Genomic DNA, 23581 nt, shown 5'->3' on the forward strand with positions numbered 1-23581 from the left:
CGGCGGGTCTTGCGCCCACAAAAAATTGTGCTGGATACATTTCAGCAATGCCGGCAGCGGGTTCAACGCGCCCTGCTACCTCTTGCCCCTTTTCCTACCTCTGCTTGAAAAAGGTTTTTCACTCGAACAGGAAAACTCCCACATTTGTTTCTACACTCAAAATCAAACCCGTCCATGAAGTGCCAGGACAAGGAAAGCCAAAAAAATGACGCATAATAATTATTTACAAGTTGAAATTTGTATCTACACTGAAAAAGTCAAGTTATTGACTAATTCAAAAAAATAAAACATCCTGCATCAACTGCCCCCACCGATCTCCTTCATTTGGATGGTTCCACGTGAATGAATGGTTGCGTTTTACCCAGAAGTAGCCGTCGTTCGACTTGCCCTGATAAGCAGCCACTGCCTGTCGGATCAAACCCTCGAACGAGCTTGGAGTGCGATGAGGGATGTTTTTATGCGCGAGAAGTCGTCGGTCGATAGCCTGTTTCTGACCCGTGCGGGCTTTGTTGAGTTTTTTGTCGTTTTCGTCAAATTGATCCACGGCCTCACTGCGATCTTACCGCCTCTGATCCTGGTGCTTTTCATCGACCCGCTGGCCCATGAAATGCGTTCCCACTTCCTCGGCCTGCTGCTGTTTTTCGCGATCCTGACCATTATTTTGTTTCAAGCCCTGGGGATCTATTCCGAGGAGCTTTTCAGTAATCGCCTGCGCCTGCGCAGCAACATCGTGGCGTGGTCCGCAGCGTTCTGCATCTTGCTGTTCATGTACCAGATCCTGCAGTTCTTCCCACAATTGACCCCACGCAACCTGGTGGTCTGGTACGTCGCCAGCCTGGGCTTGTTCTGTGTGGAGCGCCTGGGGGTGCTGCGTCTGTATCGCAACCTGATGCGCAAGGGTAAATACCTGCAACGCACGGTGATCCTGGGCTTCACCGACACCGCCGTGCATGTTGCCGACCACCTGCAGCGCAACGGCGATATCCGCTCGGGCCTGATCGGTTTTATCGACGACCGCACCGAGCGCATTCCCAAGGAACTCAGCAGACTGCCGCTGCTTGGCAACACCCGCGACCTCGAAAAACTGATCCGCGCCGAGCAGGTCAACCAAGTGATGATCTGCCTGCCCTGGGCCGCCGAGCAACGTATTCACGGGCTGGTCAATCGCCTGCGGCAGATGTCGGTGAACGTGATGCTGGTACCGGACATGGCCGCCCTGCGCTACGGCCACAGCCGCATCACCGACGTAGGCGGCATCCTGATGTTCAACACCTCGCAATTGCCGTTGCGCGGGTGGTCGCCGTTTATCAAACGCTGTGAAGATTTGCTGCTGGCCAGCCTGGCACTGGTGGCGTTGTCGCCGGTGATGCTGGTAACAGCCATTGCGATCAAGCTCGATTCCAAGGGCCCGGTGCTGTTCCGTCAGAACCGCTATGGCTACAACGACAATGAGATCCGCGTGTTCAAGTTCCGCTCGATGTTCACCGACCAGAGCGACTTCACGGCGGAGCAGCAGACCACCCGCGAAGACCCGCGTATCACCCGGGTCGGCCGCATCATTCGCAAAACCAGCATCGACGAACTGCCGCAGTTGTTCAATGTACTGCTGGGCAATATGTCCATGGTCGGTCCGCGCCCGCATGCCACGGCGACTAAAGCGGCGGGCATTCCGTTTGAAGTGGCGGTGAGCGAATACAGTTCGCGGCATCGGGTCAAGCCGGGCATCACCGGCTGGGCGCAGATCAATGGCTACCGGGGTGAGACCGATACCCTGGTCAAAATCCAGAAGCGTGTCGAATACGACCTGGAGTACATCTCCAAATGGTCGGTGTGGTTTGACCTGTACATCGTCTGCATGACGATCCCGGCCGTCCTTTCCACCAAGGAAGTGTATTGATGAACACCCTCAACGGATTAATTCCCTGCATTATTTCCGGTGGTTCAGGCACACGGCTCTGGCCGGTGTCTCGGCAGAATATGCCCAAGCCCTTCATGCGCATGCGTGACGGCCAGAGCCTTTTGCAAAAGACCTTCCAGCGCGCCGCCAAACTGCCCGGCGTGGAAAGCGTGCTCACGGTGACCAACCGCGACTTGCTGTTCCGTACCCTGGATGACTACCGCGGAGTCAACAAGGCCCACCTGCCCCTGGACCTGCTGCTGGAGCCGTTCGGCCGCAATACGGCGGCAGCCATCGCCGTCGCCGCGCTGCATGTGCAGGAACACTTCGGCGGCGACGCCCAATTGCTGGTGATGCCCGCCGATCATTTGATCTTGAATGAAGTCGCGTTCGCCCAAGCCGTGACCCAGGCCCGCGACCTGGCCGAAGCCGGCTACCTGGTGACCTTCGGCATTCAGCCCGATCACCCGGAAACCGGCTTCGGCTACATCGAAAAAGGCGAAGCATTGAGCACCGGCAACCGGGTCAAACGCTTTGTCGAAAAACCCGACCTGGCCACCGCCCAAGCCTATCTCGACGGTGGTAAGCACCTGTGGAACGCCGGCATGTTCTGCTTCAAGGCCAGCACCCTGGTGGATGAACTGGCGACCCATGCGCCAGACGTACTGGCATCCGCGAGGGCGGCGCTGGAGCACAGCCAGCACCTGCAAAACAAAACCTCGCGCCAGCGTGAACTGGACTCGGAGGCGTTCGGCAGCGCGCCGGATATTTCCATTGATGTGGCCTTGATGGAAAAGTCCAACCAAGTGGCCGTCGTGCCCTGCGACATCGGCTGGAGCGACATCGGTTCCTGGGAAGCCCTGCGCCAGCTCACCCCCAGCGACGCCCATGGCAACCAGGTCAACGGCGAAGCGATCCTGCATGACGTGCACAACTGCTACATCGACTCGCCCAAACGCGTGCTCGGCGCCGTGGGCGTGAAAAACCTGATCATCGTCGACACCCCCGATGCCCTGCTGATCGCCGATGCCAACCGCAGCCAGGATGTGCGCTACATCGTTGCCGAACTCAAGCGCCAGAACCATCCCGCGTTCAGCCTGCACCGCACGGTCACGCGGCCATGGGGCACCTACACCGTGCTGGAGGAAAGCAGCCGATTCAAGATCAAGCGCATCGTGGTCAAGCCGCAAGCGTCGTTGTCGTTGCAGATGCATCACCACCGCAGCGAACACTGGGTGGTGGTCAGCGGCGCGGCACAGATCACCAATGGCGACCGCGAATTCCTGATCAACGCCAATGAGTCCACCTACATCCCGGCCGGGCACAAGCACCGCCTGACCAACCCCGGCATCATCGACCTGGTGATGATCGAAGTGCAGAGCGGCGAGTACCTGGGCGAAGACGACATCGTGCGCTTCGACGACATCTACGGGCGTGCCCCAGCGGAAGTGAAGAAGTGATATGCGCACCTCGTTGATCATCCCGACCCGCAACGCATCCAGCCACCTGGCACGACTGCTGCCGGCGCTGAAAATGCAGACCGTGCAACCGGACGAGATGCTGGTGGTCGACAGCGCTTCCAGCGACGACACCGTGGCCAGGTTTCGCGAATTCGGCGCGCGGGTCGAGGTCATCGACGCGCGAGATTTCAATCATGGCGGCACGCGGCGCTGGGCCAGTGAACAAGTGGACGGTGACGCGTTGATCGTGATGACCCAGGACGCGATTCCGGCGACGCCCGAGACCTTCGCCAACCTGTTGCACGAACTGCAGGAAGACCCGCTTAACGGCGTTGCCTATGGCCGGCAACTGCCGCATCCCGACGCCGGGGTGTTGGGCGCGCAATCGCGGCATTTCAATTACCCGGACCAGAGCCGCAGCAAAAGCCTGGCCGATGCACCGGAACTGGGGATCAAGACCTGCTTCAGCTCCGATTCGTTTTCTGTGTACCGACGCAGCGCCTTGCAGGCCGTCGGCGGTTTCCCCGCCGATGTGATCGGCAGCGAAGACGCCTACGTGGCCGCGCGCATGCTGCTCGACGGCTACAAGGTGCGCTACGCCGCGACTGCGCAGGTGTATCACTCCCACGATTACCGCCTCATGGATGAGTTCCACCGCTACTTCGACATTGGCGTGTTCTACGGTCGCGAGCCGTGGATCCGCCAGGCATTCGGCGATGCCGGCGGAGAAGGTAAACGCTATGTACTGGCTGAGCTCGCAGCATTGCGCGCAGCCGGTGCATTGCATCGCGTACCCGAAGTACTGGTGCGCAGTGCGTTCAAGTTGCTCGGCTATCGACTGGGTCATCAGGAACGCAGGCTACCCATCGCCCTCAAGCGGCGCATCAGCATGTTCCCCGGTTATTGGAGGTGAGCACATGACCCACAGGAAGTCCCCCTTGATGAAACGAACCTTGCTCGTCCTGGCCATGATGGCCCTGGCCGCCTGCAATACGCCCGCACGCATTGTCCCACCGGACGACAAGACGGTTGAGGAAGGCAAGCGCGCCCTCGACCAATTGGCCCAACTGCCCCCTGCCGTGGAACGCATCCGCGTCGGCGACCAGTTGCGCATCGTGCGGGATGCCGGAGAAATGCCGACGCTGTCAGCGTTCAACGTCAGCACCATCTATGAGCTGACGCTGTACACGGTGCAGGCCGACGGCAAGATCAACTACCCGTTCCTGGGGCCGATCCAGGTCGCCGGGCGTCAGCCATCGGAGCTGGCCACGGAACTGAGCAACAAGCTGGCGCCGGTGTATCGCGAGCCAAGGGTGACGGTGAACATCAACCAGGCACCGTCCAACTCGGTGATCGTCGGCGGCGCAGTGAACAACCCGACGGCGGTGCAGATCGGCACAGCCAACACGCTGGAGCAGGCGATTGTCGGCGCCGGCGGGGTGAACCCATCCGGCAATGCGAGCATGGTCGCGCTGCTGCGCGAAGATGCCCAGGGCGCCTACCACGCCTACTTCCTGGACTTCAGCCAATACCTCAAGACCGGGCCTAACGGTCGCAAACAAGTGCGGTTGCAGCGCGGGGATGTGGTGTTCGTACCAAAATCCAACGTCGGCGAACGCATCCAAGGGGTGGATACCTATTTGAACCAACTGATCCCGTTCACCAAGTCTATCGGGGTTGGCTACAACTACACCCGAACCAGCGGCGGCAACAACTAAAGGAGCGACATCCCATGATCGAGATCCGTTCTTTTCGGGATCTTCTGCGCCTGTTCTTCATCTTCAGGCATGAGTTCAAGCTGGCGGCCATTGCGGCGCTGGTCATCATCTTACTGGGGGCCTTCCTGCTGCCGGCCAAGTACGAGTCCACAGCGCGCCTGTTGGTCAAGCCGGGGCGCGACTCTACCTTGCCGATCGAAATCAGCAACCGCCAGGCGCTGGTGATGCCCAGCACCCAGCGCGACCCGATTGTCGACGAGGAGCGCTTGCTGACCGGGCGCCCGATCGTGCGCACGGTGGCCGAGCATTACCTGGAAGTGATTGAAAATGCGCCGCCGCCGGAAGGCTTCTGGAAGCGCACCAAGTACTACATCAAGAACGGCATCGGTGCGGTATTCGACGGCGTGCGCGTAGTGCTGGAAACCGTCGGCATCCTCGAAAAAACCACGCCGGTGGAACGTTTGGCCGCCAGCCTGGAGAAAAACTTCGAGGTGAGCCACGCCGCCGGCTCCACGGTGATGGACATCAGTTTCCGTTGGGGCGACCCCGAAGTTGCCCAGATGGTGGTCAAGGACTGGGTGGAAACCTACATCAGCGAACGCACCCAGGCCCTGGGCCGCAAGAGCCTGTACGCGTTCTATGAGGGCCAGGTAAACACCAGTGCAACAGAGATCAAGAGCTATAAGCAACAGATCCTCACGCACCTGAACGAGATCGGCGCGGCGAGCATCACCGACCGCCTGGAGGACGTGTCCGAACGCATCAACGTGCTGCGCGGCGAGACCTTCAACACCACCCGCCTGATCGCCTCTTCCGACAGCGCCCTCGAGAGCACCCGCAACCAGCTCAAGACCCAGCCCAAGGAAGTGACCACGGTTCGCCAGATCGCCCTGAACCCGCAGCAGCAGGATTTGCGTCGCCTGCTCAACCAGAAGCTGCTGGAAAAGGCCGACATGATGCGCACCTACACCGACAACGCACCGCCGGTCAAAGCGCTGGACGCGTCGATCCTGGCCATGCAGGCCCAGGTCGCGAATGAAAGCAACACGGTGCAAAGCTCGGAAAACCGTGCACCGAACACCTTGGAAATCCACTTGCAGCGCGTGCTGCTGGACGAGTCGAGCAACAACCTGGCGCTGCGTACCCAACTGGTTCAGCAGCAGAAGCAACTGGTCAACCTCGAAGCCCAGCGCAAGCAAGCCCTGGAGATCGAACCGGAGCTGGCGCGCCTTTCCCGCGAGTTGAGCGCCACCGAGCGCAACTATGCGCTGTATGTGGATAACCTGGAAAAATCGCGCATCGATCGTGAGCTGGATAACAGCCAGATCAGCAACATTGCGGTGATCGAAGAAGCCACCCTGAACCCGGGCCGCGTCTTTCCGAAAACCCTGGTGATGCTGATGTTGGCGATCCCGTTTGCCATCGTCGTCGGCCTGTTGGTGGTCTACCTGTGCTACCTGCTGGACCAGCGCATTCACGACGGCGGCCTGGTGGAACGCAAATTCGGCCTGCCGCTGTGGACCACCCTGCCGGAGCTGGACAGCAGCACCGCGCAAGGCACCAACGCGTTCAATGCGAGCATTTACCGGCTGTACGGTCTGCTGCAACTGGACCGCATCGCCGAACAAGGCATGACCCTGGGGCTGACCTCGGCGCGCCACGGTGAAGGGGTGACCTTTGTCGTGGAGCAATTGCGCCAATTGCTGCAAGAGAACGGCATCAGCGTGCGGGTCGGTGGTACGGCCCCGGCGGCGCCGGGCGAGGTGGTGCTGCTGGATGCTTCGGCCCTGCTGGATAACCGCGATGCGTTCGTCACGCTGCGCCGCGCCGACATGATCGCGCTGGTGGTGGAAGCGCAAAAGAGCACGGTGCCCGTGGTGGAACACGCCCTGTCGATCCTCAACACCGCGTTTGGCAAAGTGGACGGCATCATCATCAACCGGCGTAAGTTCGAAGTGCCGGCCAAGGTGCTGCAGAACATCGCCAAATACCGGGGGGCGTTCTGATGCGGATCGCCCTGCTTGCGCCCTTGCCGCCGGAGAAGAACGGGATCGCCGACTACGCGAACCATTTCAAGACGGCACTGGAGCAACTGGGGGTGACGGTGGTGACACCGTTGAGTGGCGTGGAGGGCAACAGCGTTGCCATCGGGCACGCCATTGCCGCATTCGACTGGCAAGGTGTGGACCTGGTCCACGCCGAACTGGGCGGCGGGCGATTGGGCGAATTCCTGGCGTTGCGCGAGTTGCGCAAGGCGTTCCCCAAGCTGCCGCTGACCGCGACCGTGCATGACCCGGAGCGTATCGTCTGGCGCCGGGAGCACCTGCCCTTCCCGTTGAACCTGTTGGAACGTTTGCCCAGCCCACTGCCCCAGGCGGCGGTGGTGCTGGCCGACCCGCTGACCTTGCGTGAAGAGCGCCGCGTAGCCCAGGACCTGACCCGGCTGATCACCCTCACCCGCCTGGGTGCCGATTGCCTGAGCGAGCGCATGCGCTTACCCGCCGGCAAAGTGGCCGTCATCAACCACGCCAACCTGGCGATTGCGCCGGCAGCACTGCCGTCGTTGGACACCCTGCACCTGCTGTATTTCGGTTTTATCTACCGTGGCAAAGGCATTGAAGACCTGTTGCAGGCCCTGGCCGCCGTCTTCAAGCAAGCCCCCCACTTGCGTGACCGTGTGCGCCTGACCCTGGCCGGTGGCACTGCCGCCGAAATGGCGTTCGGCACAGGCGGCAACTACCTGGAGCAGTTGAACAGCCAGATCGCCGACCTCGGCCTGGCGGGCTCCATCGACTGGAGGCTGAACCTGCCGGCCAGCGAGATTGCCCAGACCATCCAGGCGCACCATGTGATGGTGCTGCCTTATCGCGAATCGAAAAAACTTGGCCTGCTGGGCCGCCAGCGCGGCACCAGCGGCGCGTTGTCCTGGGCCGCCGCGTGCGGGCGCGGGGCGATCACCTCGGATGCGCGCGCATTCGCCGAAGAGGTCGCCAGCGGCAATGGCTTGATCTATCCCCAGGGTGATGTGGCCGCATTGAGCGAACAGCTGATGCGCCTGGCGAACAAGCCGACGCTGGCCGGGGACTGGGCCGAACGCGCCGGGGAAATCGGCCGTGCACGCCTATGGCCGCTGACCGCGCAGAAGTTCAAGCAGCTTTTTGAACAAGCCATTGCAGGAGCACCTTATGGCGAATAAACGGACTTGGTTCGCTACCCTGGTTGTAATTGCCGCCCTCGGCCTGACCGCGTTTATGTGGGGCCGCCAGGCCGATGCCGAGAGCCATGTGCTCAAGGGCAACAAAGTGCTGGTGTGGAAGGACTTCCTGGGGGTGAATGCGCAGTTCCTGTGGTTCAGCCCGACGCTGTATCAACTGCAGATCGACAAACTCAAGGCCTTGGGCTTGCAATGGGTGCGCCTGGACCTGCACTGGGACCAGTTGGAACCCGCCGAAGGCCGGTACCAGGTTGCGACACTGGACCAACTGGTCGGCAACCTGCAAACCAACCAACTCAAATCGGTGCTCTACCTGGTGGGCTCGGCGCCCTTCGCCACCACTGCGCCGGCCGGTGCGCCGTATCAGGACCAGTATCCGCCCAAAGACCCGAACGTATTCGCCAACCGCATGGCGCTATTGGCCCAGCGCTACCCCAGCGTCGACGCCTGGCAAGTATGGAACGAGCCCAACCTGCTCGGCTTCTGGCGCCCGGTAGCCGACCCGGCAGGCTATTTAACCCTGTTGACGACGACCACCAACGCCTTGCGCACGGTCAACCCGAACAAACCCGTGGTCGCGGCCGGCATGGCCTTCCTCAGCGAAATGCCCAACGGCCAGACCATGCTCGGCGCCCTCAGCACCTTGGGAGTGCACAGCCTCAACACCGTCATGTCCTATCACCCCTACACCCAACTGCCTGAGGGCAATGACCCGGCCAAACTCGACTTTGTCGCCAAGACCAGCGCACTCAACCAGTCCCTGCGCGCCAGCGGCGTGCAAACCTTGTGGAGCACTGAGTGGGGCTGGTCGAGTTACCGTGGGCCCAAAGAGGCGCAGGACATCATCACCCAACAGGACCAGGCTGACTATGTGGTACGCCGCCTGGCGCTGATGAGCGCGATGGATTTTGACAAGATCTTCCTGTTCACCCTCAGCGATCTCGACCAGCGCGCCAGCGTGCGCGACCAGTCCTACGGCTTGCTCGATATCAATGCCAACCCCAAGCCGTCCTACACGGCGCTGAAGAACTTTCTCGATGTGAGCGGCCCGCAACTTACTCCCGGCGATCCGCCCACCGCCGATCAATTACCCGACGGCCTGTTCAGCATCGGCTGGACCCGCGCCGACGGCCATAAACTGTGGTTTTTCTGGTCGGCCCAGGGCGGCAACGCTCACCTGCCGAACCTGACCAGCGCCACCCTGTACGACCCGCTGCGCGGTACGCAAACCCCGGTGAGCGGCACCAATGGGTTGACCGTACCGGTCAAGTCAAACCTGCAAATTCTGTTATGGGATTGAAGCCCGTCATGCGCATTTTATGGATACTGCCCTACTCGCCCTGGCCCGCCACCAGCGGCGGCAAGACGCGTCAGTTCCACTTGCTGCGCAGCCTGGCTGCGCGCGGGCACAGAATCACGCTGCTGCTGCATGACAAGCACCCCGTGTCACTGACCGATCGCCAGGTGCTGGAAGCCTTCCTGGAACAGTTGATCATCCTGCCGCGCCGCCCGTTGCGCAGCGTGAAAACCCTGGTGGCCGGGCTGGTGGCCCCCTACCCGCTGCTGGCCAGTGTCAATGGCCTGTCAGGTGCGCTGCAGGACGTCTTCAACCCGTTACTCGATGAACATTGGGACGTGGTGCAGATCGAGCACTCCTACACCTTCCAACCCTATGAAGATGCCCTGGCGCGCAAATCCCAACCCTTTGTGCTGACCGAGCACAACGTGGAATCGGCGCTCGGCGCCGCCACGTACGACCGCCTGCCAAGCTGGGCGCTGCCGTTCATTCACTACGACCAATGGCGCTACCGCCGCTGGGAGCGACGCGTCATGCGCCAGGCCGCCCAGGTGGTGGCAGTCACCGCCAGCGACGCGCAGGTGCTGGAGAACATCGCCGGCAAGCCGGTGCCCGTGGTCGTCAACGGCGTGGATTGCGATCATTTCGCCGGCGCTCGCCCTGACCCGGCGGCACGCCGTGTGCTGTTCCTCGGCAACTATGAATACGCCCCCAATGTGGACGCCATTGAGTGGGCGCTGGATGAAATCCTGCCCAAGGTCTGGGAGCAGTGCCCGGATGCGCGCATGAGCGTGTGCGGTTTCGGCATGCCCGACAGCTGGCGCGAACGCTGGCAGGACCCGCGTATCGAGTGGCAAGGGTTTGTGCCGAACCTGTTGGCGCTGCAATCGAGTTGCTCGGTGTTCCTGGCGCCGTTGCGGCATGGCGGCGGCTCCAAGCTCAAAGTGCTCGAAGCCCTGGCTGCAGGGCTGCCGCTGGCCAGTACCGAACAAGGGGTATCGGGCCTGGACCTGGTCGAAGGTCTGGATTACCTGGGCGGCCAGACGGCCATCGGTTTGGCGGACGCAGTGGTGCGCCTGCTGCGATCTCCCGAGGCGGCAGTGCCCATGGGCGAGGCTGGCCGCGCCTACGCACGACGCGCCCATGACTGGAGTGTTGCCGCCAGCCAGCTGGAGCAGGTATACGCGACGCTTTCGCCGCTCAATCAAAAGGAGCCCGCATGCGTGTAGGTCTGGATTACCGCACCGTCGGCACCTCGCCGCAATCGGGCATCAGTCGCCAGGTGTATGCGCTGGAAGATGCGCTGCGCAGCCTGCCGGATATCGAGCTTGCGCGCTTTACGGTGGCGCCGCTGGGCGATGAAACCCGCCTGCAGGCCCATTGCCCGGCCTGGGGCTGCGCGAAAACCGCGATGCATCAACCGCAGAACCGCCTGCGTTTCGAAGCAGGGTTCCTGCCACGTGCCTTGCGTGAGCAACACATCGATTTGTACATCAGCACTTTCAATATGGGCCTGCCATTGCCCCCCAAGCCCAAGGGCATGCGTACCGTGGTGCTGCTGCACGACCTGTTCCAGATCACCTTGAACAATTACCACGCCAGCCGCCTGAAGGCGCTGATCTACAAAGCCTGCGATCGCGTATCGATCGCCTACGCGGTGCAGAGCGCCGACCGGGTGTGGACGCCCTCGCAGTACAGCGCGGATGAAACCGTGCGCCTGTTTCCCAAGGCGGTGGGCAAGGTACGCGTGCTACCCAATCAGGTCGACGGGTTCGTCGAATTGCCGGCGGACCTCACCGCGTACCAACTGCCGCAACGCTACTGGCTGCTGGTGGGAACTCGCGAGTTGCGCAAGAACGTACCGTTCCTAGTGGATGCCTGGCAGAAGGCCCGACAGCAATCGCCCGCCGTACCGGAGTTGGTGCTCGTGGGCAGCCTCGACCATCTGCCCGAGGCGCAGCGCACGCTGCCCGGCATTCGCGCGCTGAGCGGCGTGTCGGATGCTCAGTTACACGGGTTGTACCGGCAGGCATCGCGCCTGTGGCAACCGTCCTACGCCGAAGGTTTTGGTTTGCCGGTGATCGAAGCCCTCAGCGTCGGCACCCCGGTGGCCGTGGCCAGCGGTACCTCGCTGGATGAAATCACGCCACCGTCGGCAGCGCGTTTTTCGCCCACCGACAGCGCGGCGTTGACCGCATTGATGGTGAGCCTGAGCCATCAGCCCGATGAAGACTCACCCGAACAACGTCGCCATTGGGCGGAGCGTTTCAACCACCACGCCTACCGCCGGCGCGTGGCCGAACTGATCGAGGAACTCAAGTGAGAATAAACCTGGCTAGCCTCGTTGCGATTCTGTTCGGCCTGCTGTTTGGCGGGCTGGCCCTGGCACTGTCACCCGCCAAAGCCTTTTTGGCGGTGGTCGGTCTTGCGGCGGCCGTGACCATCCTGCGGTTTCCGTTCTGGGGCCTGTTGCTCTTCGCGCTGGTGGCGACGTTCATGCCCTATTCGACAATCAACCTGGGGATACGCAGTACGGTGAGCGAAGCGATCCTGGCGCTGACCTGGGGTGCCGTGATGTGGCACAGCTTCCTGGCACGCCTGCCGGACACGCCGATCCTGTCGCGCCGCCCTACCGACCAGATGCTGCTGTGGCTGATGCTGTTCAGCGTATTCCCGTTCATCGTCGGCCAGGTCAGCATCCATGCCGAGAGCAGCGGCGTGGCCAACTGGTTGCGCTGGTTGCTGAACCTTTCGGGGGTGTTCCTCACCGCCAAGTTGCTGGTGGATCAAAAACGCCGCGAGGCCCTGGTCATGGCGTTGCTGACAGGCACGCTGGCGATGCTGGTGATGTCCATCGCAGTGTTCGTGCGCACGCGCTCAGGGGCCGGGATTGCGCCGATCCTGGCGCTGCTCAATTACGGCAACTTCGACACGTTGAAATTCGGCCTGGAGGCGATGTCTTCGCGGATGGGCTCGCCGTGGATGCACCCCAATGCCATCGGCGGGATCATGGCCTTGCTGCTGCCGCTGGCATTTTGCTTCGGCATGACCGAGCGCGGCTGGAAGCGTGCGCTGGGCCTGGGTGTGGCGTGCCTGGGGGCGGCGGCGCTGCTGCTGGCCAGTAGCCGCGGGGCAATGGTCAGTCTGGCATTGGTGTTGATATGGATGGCCACGCGCCGCGTACCGTACACCGGCCGCCTGCTGATGGTGGGTGCGGTGCTGACCGTGGCACTGGTGATGGCCTACCCGCCGTTGCAGGACCGCCTGGCGACTATCTTCTCGTCGAGCAACGCCAGTACCGAGGTACGCGTCGACGAATACCGCATGTTCCCACAAGCGGTGGCCGCGTATCCGTTCGGCATTGGCTTCAAGGTCGATCCGCCCGTACCGGGCACGCATCTGCTGGGGATCTCGAACCTGTGGCTTAACTTCATCTACAAGACCGGCATCGTCGGCATGCTGCTGTTTGTGGCGGTTACCGTGCGCTGGTGGCGTGAAGCGCGCCCGCAAGCCGGCCCGATCCGCCTGACCAAAGACAACGCGCTGTGGCTGGGCAGCACCGGGGGGATTCTGTCAGCGTTGGTCAGCGGTTTGTTTGACCACTACTTCAGTTTTGCCGTGGTGATGGTGGCACTGTTCTGGCTGATGGTGGGTATCAACGTGCTGGAAGCACGCCGCCTGTTCCCGGCGCGCCTGCCGCAAGTCAAGACCGTGGCGTACCGCAAACCGTTGCTTGACGGCACGCGGTCTTAAGCATGCTCGGTTCCGCCGTCTGGCTGACCGTGGCGACCCTGCTGGGCCTGTGCCTGGGGTTCGCCCGTGAGTGGCTGCTGGTCGCGGCCTGGGGTGCCGGAGAACGCAGTGATGCGTTCCTGATCGCGCTGTTCTTGCCTGAAGCATTGCGCATGTCGTTGGCCGGGGGCGTGTTGAGCGCTGCGGCGTTGCCGTTGTACTTGCAACGCAAGGACGCTGAGCGCCTGGATTGGTTGGCGGTGTTGTTCCCTGCGTTGCTGCTGATTGCGCTGGTGACCAGCCTGTTGCTGACGCTACTGGCCCCCTGGCTGGTGCAGTTGCTTGGCCCGGGGTTGGCGGCCAGCGCTACGACGCTGGCGGCGAGCAACTTGCAGATCGTGGCTTGGTGCGTGCCGGGGTTGATGCTGCATGCGCTATTCAGTATCCCCTTGCAGGCCAGCGAGCGTTTTGTACTGGCGGGCCTGGGCTCGCTGTTGTTCAACCTGCCACCGGTTACTTACCTGGCGCTGGCGGGCACTGCGACTCAACCTCACTCACTGGCCTTGGCCTGCCTGGCCGGTAGCCTGCTGATGCCGCTGGCCTTGCTGCCGTCGATCTGGCGCCAAGGCTGGCGGCCGTGGCGCTGGCTCCTGAGCATCACGCCGTTGCGGGAACTGGGCCAACGCATCGGGCCGCTGCTACTGAGCAACGGCGCCAGCCAAGGTCTGGCGTTGATCGAACGACTGGTGGCCTCGTTGCTCGGCGAAGGCGCGGTGACCTGGGTCAACCTGGCTCGCAAGTTGATGAACCTGCCGCTGATTGCACTGATGAGCCTCAACCAGGTGCTGCTGGGCATGATGAGTCGTCGCCAGGGCGATGAACGCCTGGCCTTGCTCAAGCGCGGCCTGGAGACCGCCAGCGTGCTGACGTTACCGGCGGGTGTCGGCCTGGTGGCGGCGGCACCGAGCCTGGTGACATTGCTGTTGCCCAAGCAATCGGCGGATTCGCCGTTGCCATTGCTGCTGGCGTGGTTCGCCGTACCGTTGGTGTTCGGCGCCTGGAACGCCCTGCTCGCCCGGTATGCCTACGCCGCCGGCGATACGCGCCAGCCGCTGCGTTGTGAGTTGCTCGGCAGCCTGGTCAATGTGCTGTTGCTCGGTGCCCTGCCCTTTATGTTCGGCTTGGCGGGGATTCCGCTGGCGGCGCTGGCAGGAGTGATTTGCACCGCATTGCTGCTGATGCAGCGCCAGGCATTGCTCGCAGCCCTGCCCTGGGCGCGGCAATGGCTCCTCAGTGCGCTGCTCATGGGCGCGGCGGCGCTGATGCTGTTTTCAATTGAAGGTGTGTGGCTGCAATTGGGGCTCAGTACCCTGGCAGGCACCGTGGTGTTGCTGGGCATGGGGCTGTGGCTGAAGCCATGGCGCAAGGCATGAATGATCGATCGGGAGTCGTTAAGTGAAACAGCGCTGGATTCAAATGGATATCGCCAAAGGCGTCGGCATCCTGGTGATCGTGTATGGCCATAGCTGGTTTGTCGCCAACTCCCTGGACCTGCTCTATCCGATACTTGCCTCGTTTGTGTTGCCGTTGTTCTTCTTCCTGTCCGGGGTGTTTTTCAAGCCCGAACAGCCGTTTGTCGAGATGGCGGTGCGCAAGGCCGACGGCCTGCTCAAGCCGTTTTTCTTCACCATGCTGGTGTACGTAATCGTGCGTGACGTACTGCGCGGGCAACCTCTGTTACCGGACGTAGGCGGCGTGCTGTATGCCTCGGTGGACACTATTCCGTGGCAGGCGCTGTGGTTTTTGCCGCACTTCTGGGTGGCGATTCTGTTCAGTTGGCTAATGCTGCGCCTGATCCAGCGCCTGAAGCTGCCCTTGCTGGCGAGTTGCCTGTTGATGGTGGCGCAGCTGTTGCTCGGCATCTGGGTACTGCCGTGGTTCTGGCAAGTACCGGTGACCCTCGGCGGGCAAACGTGGACGATGCCGGGCCTGCCTTTCAGCCTCGAAGTCACCCTGATCAGCAGCACCTACTTTATATACGGTTACCTGTTGCGCGACTGGCTACGCAGGCATGAGGGCTCGCTGCTGACACTGGTGATTTCCATCGCGCTGTTCGCCGCCGTGTTCGTCTACAGCCACGACACCATGGACCTGGCTCAACGGCGCTATGACCACTGGCTTTGGACCAGCCTGCTGGCGGTGATCGGCGTATACCTGTGCTGGGCGCTGGCGAAGGTGATGATGGTGTCGACGCTGCTGACGCGAGTGATGACTTACATCGGCCAGTCCACGTTGATCGTGTTGATCTTCCACGGCGAAATCCAGCACAAGGCCGTGGACCTGATGGAGCGCCTGGGCCTGCATCCGTTCCTTTCGGCCTGTGTGGGCCTGGTTATCGCGGTGGTGGTGCCGTTGATGATCGGGGAAGTGATCAAGCGTGTGGCATTCCTGCGGTTTTTCTACTTTCCGTTTCCGGTGCGCAAAGCCCCTAAAGCTTGAGCACAATGCTGAATCTTGCAGGGAGCAAGCTTGCTTGCGCTGGGGCGCGAAGCGCCCCTGAAAAGCCGGAGGCCGGTGCGCCGTTCACGAGAGCAGGCGCCCTCGCCCCGGCAAACCCGCTCAAGCAAGGGTTAGGTATTTTCAGTCATCCAATTGTTGTGCCGCGGGCTTGCCAGCCGCTTTGGCGGCTTTACCGTTTTTGGCTGGAGGCGCTGCAACAGGCTCCGGCGCGGCGGGCGCTGCGAGGTCTTTTTCGGCCTGGGGCATCTGGTCAATGGCGCTGAAGAACTCTTTCAAATCGAGCGTATCCGGTGGCACGGTCTTCTCGATTTTTTTCTCGCCGTCCTTGCCGATCAGGATCACCTTGGTGCCACTACCGGCCCCCAGTTTGAGCGCACGGATCAGTGCATTGGTTTCCGGCGGGGTCAGCTTCTTGTTGTCTTTGGCGTCCTTGGCGAATTTCTCCCCTTCGGCGCCGATGCTGCCGAACTTCACGGTGTAGAACACCATGTTGCGTTCTTCAAAGGATTGTTTGGTGGCAGGCTCGTCCAGTTGTTTCTGGAGGGTGGCCAATGTGGAGTTTCCGGAATCAAGCTCCACGACTACCAGTGGGCGAGACTTGCCCATGTCTTGCTTGAGCGGGTTGATATCCTCAGCGGCCAACAGCGGCCCCGTTAAAGCCATCAAGGTAGCCAGGGTCAGCGACCGGATGAGCATGCGCACCTCCTTTGAATTCCATGCAGGGTTCTTGAGTTTCATGTGTGCGACAGCCAAATTCAAGGATGATTCCTACACCACTTTAAGAAAGCGTAGGACAGGACGCCCGCTGCGCAAGGGGTTGGGTAGGCTCGGGCGCCATTGTTTCTTCTGGTTGCGGAAACATTATGAGACCTCCCACAGAGGCCAATGCCGAGCAAACACCGGCGCCACGATGGGGTCGGCATCCACCTGCGCCAGGCTCTGGGCAAAGCCGGGCGCCAAGGCTTTCAATACCTGACGCGCCTCGTCCCAGTGCGACACCGCCGCCGCCATGATGCCCAGGGCGTTCGGCACGTTACCCGGGGCGAACAACTGCTCGGCAAATTGATCGGCGAACACGACCCAGGCTTGGTGCAGATAGCGTCGCGTGCCACTGACCAGTTGCGCCTGCAGAGCCTCATCCGCCTCACCCAGCCAGCGCTGCGGATAGTCGATGATGCCGATCGCCGAGTAGCAATTGGCAGTGATGTACAACAGACCGCGCAGGATCTGCGCCCGGTTGCCGGCCAATAAGCCCGACGCGGGAAACTCGAGGCCCAGGTGGATCAGGATGGCGGCGCTTTCGGTCAGCACCTGCCCATCGGGGGTGACCAGCGTAGGAATCTGCTTGAGTGGGTTGATACGGGCCAGGGCTTCGGTGCCCTCGCCCTCTTGCCAGGAGCTGGCCTCCACCCGGTGCCACGGCACTGCGCAACGTTGCAGGGCAATTTCGATCATGCATGAGCCGGAGTCGTCCGTACCGTAAAGCGTATACATGGGCGTTCCCTCTTGTTTATCGCAGCAGTCTGGCCTGCAAGTTGGCCTTCACCTGCGGCCATTCCGAGTCGATGATGCTGAAGCGTACCGAGTTGCGCTTGCGCCCGTCCGGCATGATGCGTTCGTGGCGCACAATGCCTTCCTGTACGGCGCCCAGACGCAGGATGGCCGCGCGAGATTTTTCGTTGAGTTCGTCGGTGGTGAATTGTACGCGCACGCAGTCGAGCACCTCGAAGGCGTAGCTCAGCAACAAAAACTTGGCTTCGGTATTGATTCCCGATTTCTGAGTGGATTGCGCCAGCCAGGTATGGCCGATCTCCAGCTTGCGGTTGACCCGATCGATCTTCCAGAAGCGCGTACTGCCCACGACCTGGCCAGTGTCCCGGCGCACGAGGGTGAAGGGCATGACCGTACCGGCATTGCGCCCGGCCAGGGCAGTATCCACGTACGTGTCGATGGTGTCCGGGCCGGGCACGTGGGTGACCTTGAGGTGCCACAACTCGCCGTCGGCGGCGGCCTGGAGCAAGGCCGCCGTGTGTTCGAGTTGCAGGGGTTGGAGTTCGACCATAGTGCCGGTCAAGGTGATCTGGGTCATGGAGAGCTGCCGTCTGCGAGTGGTCGTCAGAGAGCAAGAGTGCAGGCTCCCGTCGCGCCTCGGCAAGTGTTTTAGAACAGCCCCATCTGCCCTCCGACCAGGGTGCTGAAATCGTCGTTGACGAACGGCAGGATCGCGTCGGCCACGGGCTGCAATTGCCGCGTGACGTAGTGGTCGTAGTCGATCGGCGCCTGCCGCACCTCCAGCGGTTCCGGGCCGTTGAGTGTGATCACATAGCTGATCCAGCCGCCTCGTTGGTACTGGCGCGGGCGCCCCAGGCGGTCGTTGTATTCATCCGCCAGGCGGGCAGCGCGCACATGGGGCGGCACATTGCGTTCGTAGTCATCCAGTTGACGACGCAGGCGCTTGCGGTAGATCAGCAGTTCATCGAGTTCACCGCTCAAGGTACGGCGCACGTAGTCGCGGACGTATTCCTGATGGGGCTGGCGATGGAAGATGCGCCGGTAGAGTTCCTGCTGGAACTGCCGGGCCAGGGGCGACCAGTCACTGCGCACGGTTTCCAGGCCTTTGTAGACCATTTCCTCGCTGCCGTCGCCGCGCACCACCAAGCCCGCGTAACGCTTTTTGCTGCCCTCCTCCGCGCCGCGGATGGTCGGCATGAGGAAGCGGCTGAAGTGCGTTTCGTATTGCAGTTCCAGGGCACTTTGCAGGCCGAATTCGCTGTGGAGATGTTCGCGCCACCAATCGTTGACGCTCTTGACCAGCGCCTGGCCAATGCGGCCGGCATCTTCCTGGGAATGTGCTTTGCCCAGCCAGACGAAGGTGGAGTCCGTGTCACCGTAAATCACCTCGTAGCCCTGGGCTTCGACCAGCGTCCGGGTCTGGCGCATGATCTGGTGCCCACGCATCGTGATCGACGAGGCCAGCCTTGTATCGAAGAACCGGCAGCCGCTGGAACCGAGCACGCCATAGAAGGCGTTCATGATGATTTTCAGGGCTTGGGACAACGGTGCGTTGTGTTCGCGCTTGGCGACTTCGCGGCCTTCGGAAACGCGGGCAACAATGGACGGCAGGCAATGCCGGGTGCGGGAGAACCGTGCACCGCGAAAGCCTTCCACTGATGCACTGTCCTCGGGGTGTTTGAGCCCTTCGATCAAACCCACCGGGTCTATCAGGAAGCTGCGGATGATCGACGGGTAGAGGCTTTTGTAATCCAGTACCAACACCGATTCGTAGAGGCCGGGGCGCGAGTCCATGACAAACCCACCGGGGCTGGCCTGGGGTGGTTTGTCGCCCAGGTTCGGCGCGACGAAGCCCTGGCGGTGCATCAGCGGCATGTACAAATGGGTGAAGGCGGCCACGGAGCCGCCGCTACGGTCGGCCGGTAGCCCGGTGACGCTGGCCCGCTCCAGCAGGAATTCGAGCAGGTCGGTTTTAGCGAAAATCCGCGTGACCAATTCGCAGTCCTTGAGGTTGTAGCGCGCCAGGGCGGGCTTGTCCTCGGCGAACATGCGGTTGATTTCGTCCATGCGCTGGTACGGTGTGGAGATGTCCTTGCCCTCGCCGAGCAGGGTTTGCGCAACGTTTTCCAGGCTGAAGGATTCGAAACTCCAGGTGGCTGAACGCAGCGCCTCGATGCCGTCGATGATCAGCCGGCCGGCTGCCGCCGCGAAGTAGTGATTGCGGCTGCCGTGTTCGCGCCACGTCATGGTTTCGCCGCCGCGCCCCAACAGCAACGGCACGTTGAGACGCTGGGCGTGTTCATGGAGCACGCGCAGGTCGAACTGCACCAGGTTCCACCCGATGATCGCATCGGGGTCATGGGTGGCAAGCCACAGGTTAAGGCGTTCGAGCAGTTGGGCGCGGGTGTCGCAATAGTCGAGTTTGAAGTCCACGGCTGTGGTTTTGTTAGGCGGGCCAAGCATGTACACCTGGCGCTCACCGCAGCCTTCGAGGCCAATGGAGTAGAGATCGCCCTGGGCGGTGGTCTCGATGTCGAGGGACACCAGCTTGAGCGAGGGGCGATAGTCGGGCGCGGGTTTCATCTGCGCGTCGCCCAGCACACCCGTGGCATCGGGTTTGCCACTGAACCACACGGGCGCGGTGATGAAACGCTCCATCATGTAGCGCTCAGGTGGGCGTACGTCAGCTTCGTAGACATCGACACCGGCGGCGCGCAGGCGTTTTTCCACGTCCATCAGTTGGCGATGCTGGCGCGTGTAGAGGCCCAGCACCGGACGATGATGAAAATCGCACAGCTGCAAGGGGCGCAATTCGATATCACGCTCCCCCTTGAGCAACCAATCAAGCGGCTTGCGATGGGCCTGCGGAATAAACATAACCGAGGTCTGCACGGGTAACACGACACACCGTGGGCCTTGGTCCGTGGCCAGCCAAAAACTGACCTCCGTGCCCGCCGGAGTATCGCGCCAATGCCGGGTCAGGACAAAACCCTGCTGTAAATCCACCGTACCGCACCTCAGGAATCACTTTCAGAGCGTGATTCTACTCGGCATCGACCTCTACACGGCAGGTTTACGTGCGATTCAGGCATTGTCGGCGTAAGCACGCTCAGGTTCACGCTCGGCGGGCTTGGCCCAGGTAAGTCTCGATGTTGCTCATTTGATCGTCCCAGCCACGGGAATTCATCTTGAAGGCTTTTTGGCGTCGGGCCTCGGGGATTGCGTCAAACCCGGACTCGACAACTCGCAGCAGAATGCCCGGCGCACGGTCTTCAAGGGTGAACTCCACCAATGTCGGGGTTTCCTTGTCGTAGTCGGTGTCCCGCTCGACTGCGTAAGGATGCCACCAGAAAGAAAACAAGGTTTGCGGCAGGATGCGTTCGATCCTGGCCTTCCACATCACATGTTCGTAGCCAGGGAAAGTAATCGGCGCTTCGATGGTTTCACCCGCGACGAAGGTTTTACCTTTGAGGGCAATACCGAACCAGCTGCCAAATTTTTCGGCGTCGGTGAGGGCTTCCCAGATCTGTTTGCGTGGAGCGTTGAGCAGGACTTTCCGTTCGATGCGATCTAATACGAGCATAAGTCACCTCTTCCATTGACGGTAGGCGACATCGACCGATGCGCAACCTTGAGTTATGCGCAATGATGATGCCTCTATCTTTGACCCGGCCATACGTTTATGACTGACCCGTTGAATGGAAGTTGCTTCTGCAAGGCTGTGCGCTATCAAGTGGACAGCCTCGACATGCCTATCAGCCATTGCCACTGCGGCAGTTGCCGCAAAACGCATGCAGCCGCGTTTGTCGCCACCGCCGGGGTGATGCGCGAGCACTTCCGCTGGATACAGGGCGAGGAGCTGCTGTCGGCGTTTGAATCTTCGCCAGGCAAACTCAGGCATTTCTGTTCACGCTGCGGTTCGCATCTGATGGCGGAGCGCGGGCACCAGCCCCATGTGATCGTGCGGGTGGCGACGCTGGATGATGACCCGGGCGTCAGGCCCACCTCGCACATCTGGACGAGCCACGATGTGCCGTGGCTCGCTCATGAGGGGTTGGCGTGCCTGGCGTGACTCAGACGTGCGGGTCACCCGGGGCTTTGGCCGGCGCCGCATATTGTGGTTTCAAGTGACCGTCCTGATCGAGTAGCCAGGCGTCCATGATCTGCCGCACCACAGGGCCGGCGACCCGGCCACCGGCCTCGCCGTTCTCGATCATTACCGAGATCACGATCTCCGGGTGTTCCGCCGGGGCAAAACCGACGAACAGCGCGTTATCGCGATGGCGTTCCAGGGTCTTGTTACGGTTGTAACGCTCGCCTTGCTTGATCGCGACCACCTGCGCCGTACCACTCTTGCCGGCGATGCGGTATTGCGCTCCTTGCGCCGCTGCCCGTGCGATACCACGCGGATCGTGCATGACAAGCTGCATACCGTGGTTGACCTGCTCCCAGTCACGTGGGTTCTTGAGGACTACGTTGGGCATCGGATGTTCATCCACCGGCGGCACGCCATTGATGGTCTTGGCCAAGTGCGGACGGTTCCACACGCCCTTGTTGGCTATCAACGCGGTGGCCTGGGCCAGTTGCAGTGGCGTGACTTGCATATAACCCTGGCCGATGCCGAGGATCACGGTTTCGCCCGGGAACCAGGGCTGGCGACGTGTTGCGCGCTTCCAGGCCTGGGATGGCATCAGGCCGGCAGACTCTTCGAACATGTCCAGGGAGACTTTCTGGCCGAGACCGAATTCAGCCAGGTAGTCATGCAGCCGGTCGATCCCCAGTTTGTGGGCCAGGTCGTAAAAATAGGTGTCGTTGGAGCGCATGATGGCAGCGTCCATATCCACCCAGCCGTCACCGCTGTGATTCCAGTTGCGGTATTTGTGGTCAAAGTCGGGCAACTGGTAATAGCCAGGATCGAACACCCGGGTTTGAGCGGTGACCACACCACTGTCGAGACCGGCGATGGCCACTTCCGGCTTGATGGTCGAGCCGGGTGCGTAGAGCCCCCGCAACACGCGGTTGAACAGCGGACGGTCGATGGAATCGTGCAGTGCGGCGTATTCCTTGAAGCTGATGCCTGTAACGAACAGGTTCGGATCAAAGCTCGGTTTGCTGACCATGGCCAGCACTTCACCCGTACGTGGATCAAGAGCCACTACCGAGCCGCGACGGTCCCCCAAGGCCTCTTCGGCGGCCTCTTGGAGTTTGACGTCGAGGCTCAGCACGATGTTTTTACCGGGGATGGGGTCGGTGTGCTTGAGTACGCGTAACACACGGCCCTGGGCGTTGGTCTCGACCTCCTCATAGCCGACATGGCCATGCAGCTCAGACTCGTAGAAACGCTCGATACCGGTCTTGCCGATGGACTGGGTACCGCGGTACTCGACCGAGTCGAGGGACTTGGATTCTTTTTCGTTGATGCGGCCGACGTAGCCGATCGAATGAGCAAAGTGCGCGCCCAGCGGATAGTGCCGAACGAACTGCGGCTCGACGTCCACGCCTGGCAGACGAAACTCATTGACGGCCAAAACGGCGATCTGTTCTTCAGTCAACTCATAAAACAGCGTGACGGGAACAAATGGATGGCGCGCCTGCTTCAGCGCTTTGTCAAACACCGCACGGTCTTCGGCAGGCAGATGCAGCAGATTGACGATGGCGTCCAGCTCCCCCTTGAGGTCGGTAGTACGCTCGCGGGTGATAGTCAGGTTGTAGCTGGGGCGATTGTCAGCCAGCACGACGCCGTTTCGGTCATAGATCAACCCGCGGGTCGGCGTGATCGGTAGCACGTGGACCCGGTTGTTTTCTGAAATCGTGGAGTGATAGTCGTACTGCACCACTTGTAGAAAATACAAGCGGCCTACCAGGGTACAGGTGATACCGATTACCAGCAGCGCACAGGCGAGCAGGCGCTTGTTGACTAAACGGTTTTCTTTCTCGTGGTCCTTGATCGGTATAGGTTCAGGCATTTCTACAGCATCTCGTTGAAGAAGGTCGACGCCGCATCCTGCGGATAAAGATCAATCCTTGTGAAAATGTGCTGCACCATACCAAAAATGCAGAAACACTTTGCATTGATTTCCCCAACGGCATGCCGTTTTGTCAGGTGAGCACAGACTTGGGCGTTCAAAAGGCTTCCAAGGTGCAGGTGCCATATTCGCGAGTGCCTGAAGACAATTGGCTTGACCACGCGGTGTAATCGCTCGTCAATGCCGTAGCCAGCTTGTCGCTTTT

Annotated in this window: 20 protein-coding genes; 13 read left to right on the forward strand and 7 right to left on the reverse strand. The window is 61.3% G+C overall.

Annotation, left to right across the window (positions count from 1 at the left end; translation table 11 throughout):
• Nucleotides 1-457 precede the first annotated feature (457 nt).
• The 12 genes from M5B97_RS26785 to M5B97_RS26840 are packed head-to-tail and all read left to right on the forward strand — an operon-like array spanning nt 458 to nt 15817.
• A complete protein-coding gene (locus M5B97_RS26785) occupies nt 458-1897 on the forward strand; it encodes an undecaprenyl-phosphate glucose phosphotransferase (RefSeq protein ID WP_248733169.1) in 1440 nt (479 codons plus the stop codon).
• A complete protein-coding gene (locus M5B97_RS26790; RefSeq protein ID WP_248733170.1) occupies nt 1897-3357 on the forward strand; it encodes a mannose-1-phosphate guanylyltransferase/mannose-6-phosphate isomerase in 1461 nt (486 codons plus the stop codon). The genes M5B97_RS26785 and M5B97_RS26790 overlap by 1 nt, the downstream gene beginning before the upstream one ends.
• Nucleotide 3358: 1 nt before the next feature.
• A complete protein-coding gene (locus M5B97_RS26795; protein ID WP_123715244.1) occupies nt 3359-4270 on the forward strand; it encodes a glycosyltransferase in 912 nt (303 codons plus the stop codon).
• Between the two features lie 28 nt (nt 4271-4298).
• The gene (locus tag M5B97_RS26800; protein ID WP_123715243.1) at nt 4299-5075 is read left to right on the forward strand and encodes a polysaccharide biosynthesis/export family protein; all 777 of its coding nucleotides are present in this window, start codon (nt 4299-4301) and stop codon (nt 5073-5075) included.
• A gap of 14 nt (nt 5076-5089) precedes the next feature.
• Nucleotides 5090-7081 (forward strand): exopolysaccharide transport family protein, encoded by a 1992-nt coding sequence (locus M5B97_RS26805; protein WP_248733171.1) that lies wholly within the window; start codon nt 5090-5092, stop codon nt 7079-7081.
• On the forward strand, nt 7081-8271 hold the full coding sequence (locus tag M5B97_RS26810; protein ID WP_248733172.1) for a glycosyltransferase: 1191 nt from the start codon (nt 7081-7083) through the stop codon (nt 8269-8271). Before M5B97_RS26805 ends, M5B97_RS26810 begins: the two co-directional genes overlap by 1 nt.
• Nucleotides 8261-9589, forward strand: coding sequence for a cellulase family glycosylhydrolase (locus M5B97_RS26815; RefSeq protein WP_123715240.1), 1329 nt, complete (start codon nt 8261-8263; stop codon nt 9587-9589). Before M5B97_RS26810 ends, M5B97_RS26815 begins: the two co-directional genes overlap by 11 nt.
• Nucleotides 9590-9597: 8 nt before the next feature.
• Nucleotides 9598-10815 (forward strand): glycosyltransferase family 4 protein, encoded by a 1218-nt coding sequence (locus M5B97_RS26820; protein WP_123715239.1) that lies wholly within the window; start codon nt 9598-9600, stop codon nt 10813-10815.
• Nucleotides 10806-11909 carry a glycosyltransferase family 1 protein gene (locus tag M5B97_RS26825; RefSeq protein ID WP_248733173.1) on the forward strand — a complete coding sequence of 368 codons (1104 nt, stop codon included), beginning with the start codon at nt 10806-10808 and terminating at the stop codon, nt 11907-11909. The genes M5B97_RS26820 and M5B97_RS26825 overlap by 10 nt, the downstream gene beginning before the upstream one ends.
• A 2-nt stretch (nt 11910-11911) precedes the next feature.
• Nucleotides 11912-13339, forward strand: coding sequence for an O-antigen ligase family protein (locus tag M5B97_RS26830; RefSeq protein ID WP_248733181.1), 1428 nt, complete (start codon nt 11912-11914; stop codon nt 13337-13339).
• A 2-nt stretch (nt 13340-13341) separates the two neighbouring features.
• Nucleotides 13342-14751: a lipid II flippase MurJ gene (locus tag M5B97_RS26835; protein ID WP_248733174.1), complete on the forward strand. Its 1410-nt coding sequence runs from the start codon at nt 13342-13344 to the stop codon at nt 14749-14751.
• A 43-nt stretch (nt 14752-14794) separates the two neighbouring features.
• On the forward strand, nt 14795-15817 hold the full coding sequence (locus M5B97_RS26840) for an acyltransferase family protein (protein ID WP_248733182.1): 1023 nt from the start codon (nt 14795-14797) through the stop codon (nt 15815-15817).
• Nucleotides 15818-15958: 141 nt separating this feature from the next.
• Here the strand turns inward: M5B97_RS26840 and M5B97_RS26845 are convergent, their stop codons facing one another.
• The 5 genes from M5B97_RS26845 to M5B97_RS26865 form a co-directional block, all read right to left on the reverse strand.
• Nucleotides 15959-16534, reverse strand: a complete 576-nt coding sequence (locus tag M5B97_RS26845; RefSeq protein ID WP_123715235.1) for a DUF4174 domain-containing protein — start codon at nt 16532-16534, stop codon at nt 15959-15961.
• Between the two features lie 165 nt (nt 16535-16699).
• On the reverse strand, nt 16700-17332 hold the full coding sequence (locus tag M5B97_RS26850; RefSeq protein ID WP_248733175.1) for a glutathione S-transferase: 633 nt from the start codon (nt 17330-17332) through the stop codon (nt 16700-16702).
• A 16-nt stretch (nt 17333-17348) separates the two neighbouring features.
• Complete coding sequence (locus tag M5B97_RS26855; RefSeq protein ID WP_248733176.1) at nt 17349-17927, reverse strand: GNAT family protein; 579 nt, start codon at nt 17925-17927, stop codon at nt 17349-17351.
• A 71-nt stretch (nt 17928-17998) separates the two neighbouring features.
• Nucleotides 17999-20356 carry a DNA polymerase II gene (locus M5B97_RS26860; protein WP_248733177.1) on the reverse strand — a complete coding sequence of 786 codons (2358 nt, stop codon included), beginning with the start codon at nt 20354-20356 and terminating at the stop codon, nt 17999-18001.
• Nucleotides 20357-20465: 109 nt separating this feature from the next.
• Nucleotides 20466-20933: an SRPBCC family protein gene (locus M5B97_RS26865; RefSeq protein WP_248733178.1), complete on the reverse strand. Its 468-nt coding sequence runs from the start codon at nt 20931-20933 to the stop codon at nt 20466-20468.
• Nucleotides 20934-21032: 99 nt separating this feature from the next.
• Between M5B97_RS26865 and M5B97_RS26870 the strand changes: the two genes are divergently transcribed.
• Nucleotides 21033-21422, forward strand: coding sequence for a GFA family protein (locus tag M5B97_RS26870; protein WP_248733179.1), 390 nt, complete (start codon nt 21033-21035; stop codon nt 21420-21422).
• Between the two features lies 1 nt (nt 21423).
• Here the strand turns inward: M5B97_RS26870 and mrdA are convergent, their stop codons facing one another.
• Both mrdA and M5B97_RS26880 read right to left on the reverse strand, forming a co-directional pair.
• Nucleotides 21424-23316 (reverse strand): penicillin-binding protein 2, encoded by a 1893-nt coding sequence (gene mrdA / locus M5B97_RS26875; protein ID WP_123715230.1) that lies wholly within the window; start codon nt 23314-23316, stop codon nt 21424-21426.
• Between the two features lie 2 nt (nt 23317-23318).
• The coding region (locus M5B97_RS26880) for a hypothetical protein (RefSeq protein ID WP_248733180.1) at nt 23319-23581 on the reverse strand (263 nt) is incomplete at its 5' end.

The sequence above is a fragment of the Pseudomonas sp. MWU13-2517 genome (assembly GCF_023242545.1).
In the GTDB taxonomy this organism is placed as follows: domain Bacteria; phylum Pseudomonadota; class Gammaproteobacteria; order Pseudomonadales; family Pseudomonadaceae; genus Aquipseudomonas.

Bases quoted from the DNA above. Each gene is read 5' to 3' on its own strand.
- M5B97_RS26785 (WP_248733169.1), top strand. From the start codon at position 458: ATGCGCGAGAAGTCGTCGGTCGATAGCCTGTTTCTGACCCGTGCGGGC.
- M5B97_RS26790 (WP_248733170.1), top strand. From the start codon at position 1,897: ATGAACACCCTCAACGGATTAATTCCCTGCATTATTTCCGGTGGTTCA.
- M5B97_RS26795 (WP_123715244.1), top strand. From the start codon at position 3,359: ATGCGCACCTCGTTGATCATCCCGACCCGCAACGCATCCAGCCACCTG.
- M5B97_RS26800 (WP_123715243.1), top strand. From the start codon at position 4,299: ATGAAACGAACCTTGCTCGTCCTGGCCATGATGGCCCTGGCCGCCTGC.
- M5B97_RS26805 (WP_248733171.1), top strand. From the start codon at position 5,090: ATGATCGAGATCCGTTCTTTTCGGGATCTTCTGCGCCTGTTCTTCATC.
- M5B97_RS26810 (WP_248733172.1), top strand. From the start codon at position 7,081: ATGCGGATCGCCCTGCTTGCGCCCTTGCCGCCGGAGAAGAACGGGATC.
- M5B97_RS26815 (WP_123715240.1), top strand. From the start codon at position 8,261: ATGGCGAATAAACGGACTTGGTTCGCTACCCTGGTTGTAATTGCCGCC.
- M5B97_RS26820 (WP_123715239.1), top strand. From the start codon at position 9,598: ATGCGCATTTTATGGATACTGCCCTACTCGCCCTGGCCCGCCACCAGC.
- M5B97_RS26825 (WP_248733173.1), top strand. From the start codon at position 10,806: ATGCGTGTAGGTCTGGATTACCGCACCGTCGGCACCTCGCCGCAATCG.
- M5B97_RS26835 (WP_248733174.1), top strand. From the start codon at position 13,342: ATGCTCGGTTCCGCCGTCTGGCTGACCGTGGCGACCCTGCTGGGCCTG.
- M5B97_RS26840 (WP_248733182.1), top strand. From the start codon at position 14,795: ATGGATATCGCCAAAGGCGTCGGCATCCTGGTGATCGTGTATGGCCAT.
- M5B97_RS26845 (WP_123715235.1), bottom strand. From the start codon at position 16,534: ATGCTCATCCGGTCGCTGACCCTGGCTACCTTGATGGCTTTAACGGGG.
- M5B97_RS26850 (WP_248733175.1), bottom strand. From the start codon at position 17,332: ATGTATACGCTTTACGGTACGGACGACTCCGGCTCATGCATGATCGAA.
- M5B97_RS26855 (WP_248733176.1), bottom strand. From the start codon at position 17,927: ATGACCCAGATCACCTTGACCGGCACTATGGTCGAACTCCAACCCCTG.
- M5B97_RS26865 (WP_248733178.1), bottom strand. From the start codon at position 20,933: ATGCTCGTATTAGATCGCATCGAACGGAAAGTCCTGCTCAACGCTCCA.
- M5B97_RS26870 (WP_248733179.1), top strand. From the start codon at position 21,033: ATGACTGACCCGTTGAATGGAAGTTGCTTCTGCAAGGCTGTGCGCTAT.
- mrdA (WP_123715230.1), bottom strand. From the start codon at position 23,316: ATGCCTGAACCTATACCGATCAAGGACCACGAGAAAGAAAACCGTTTA.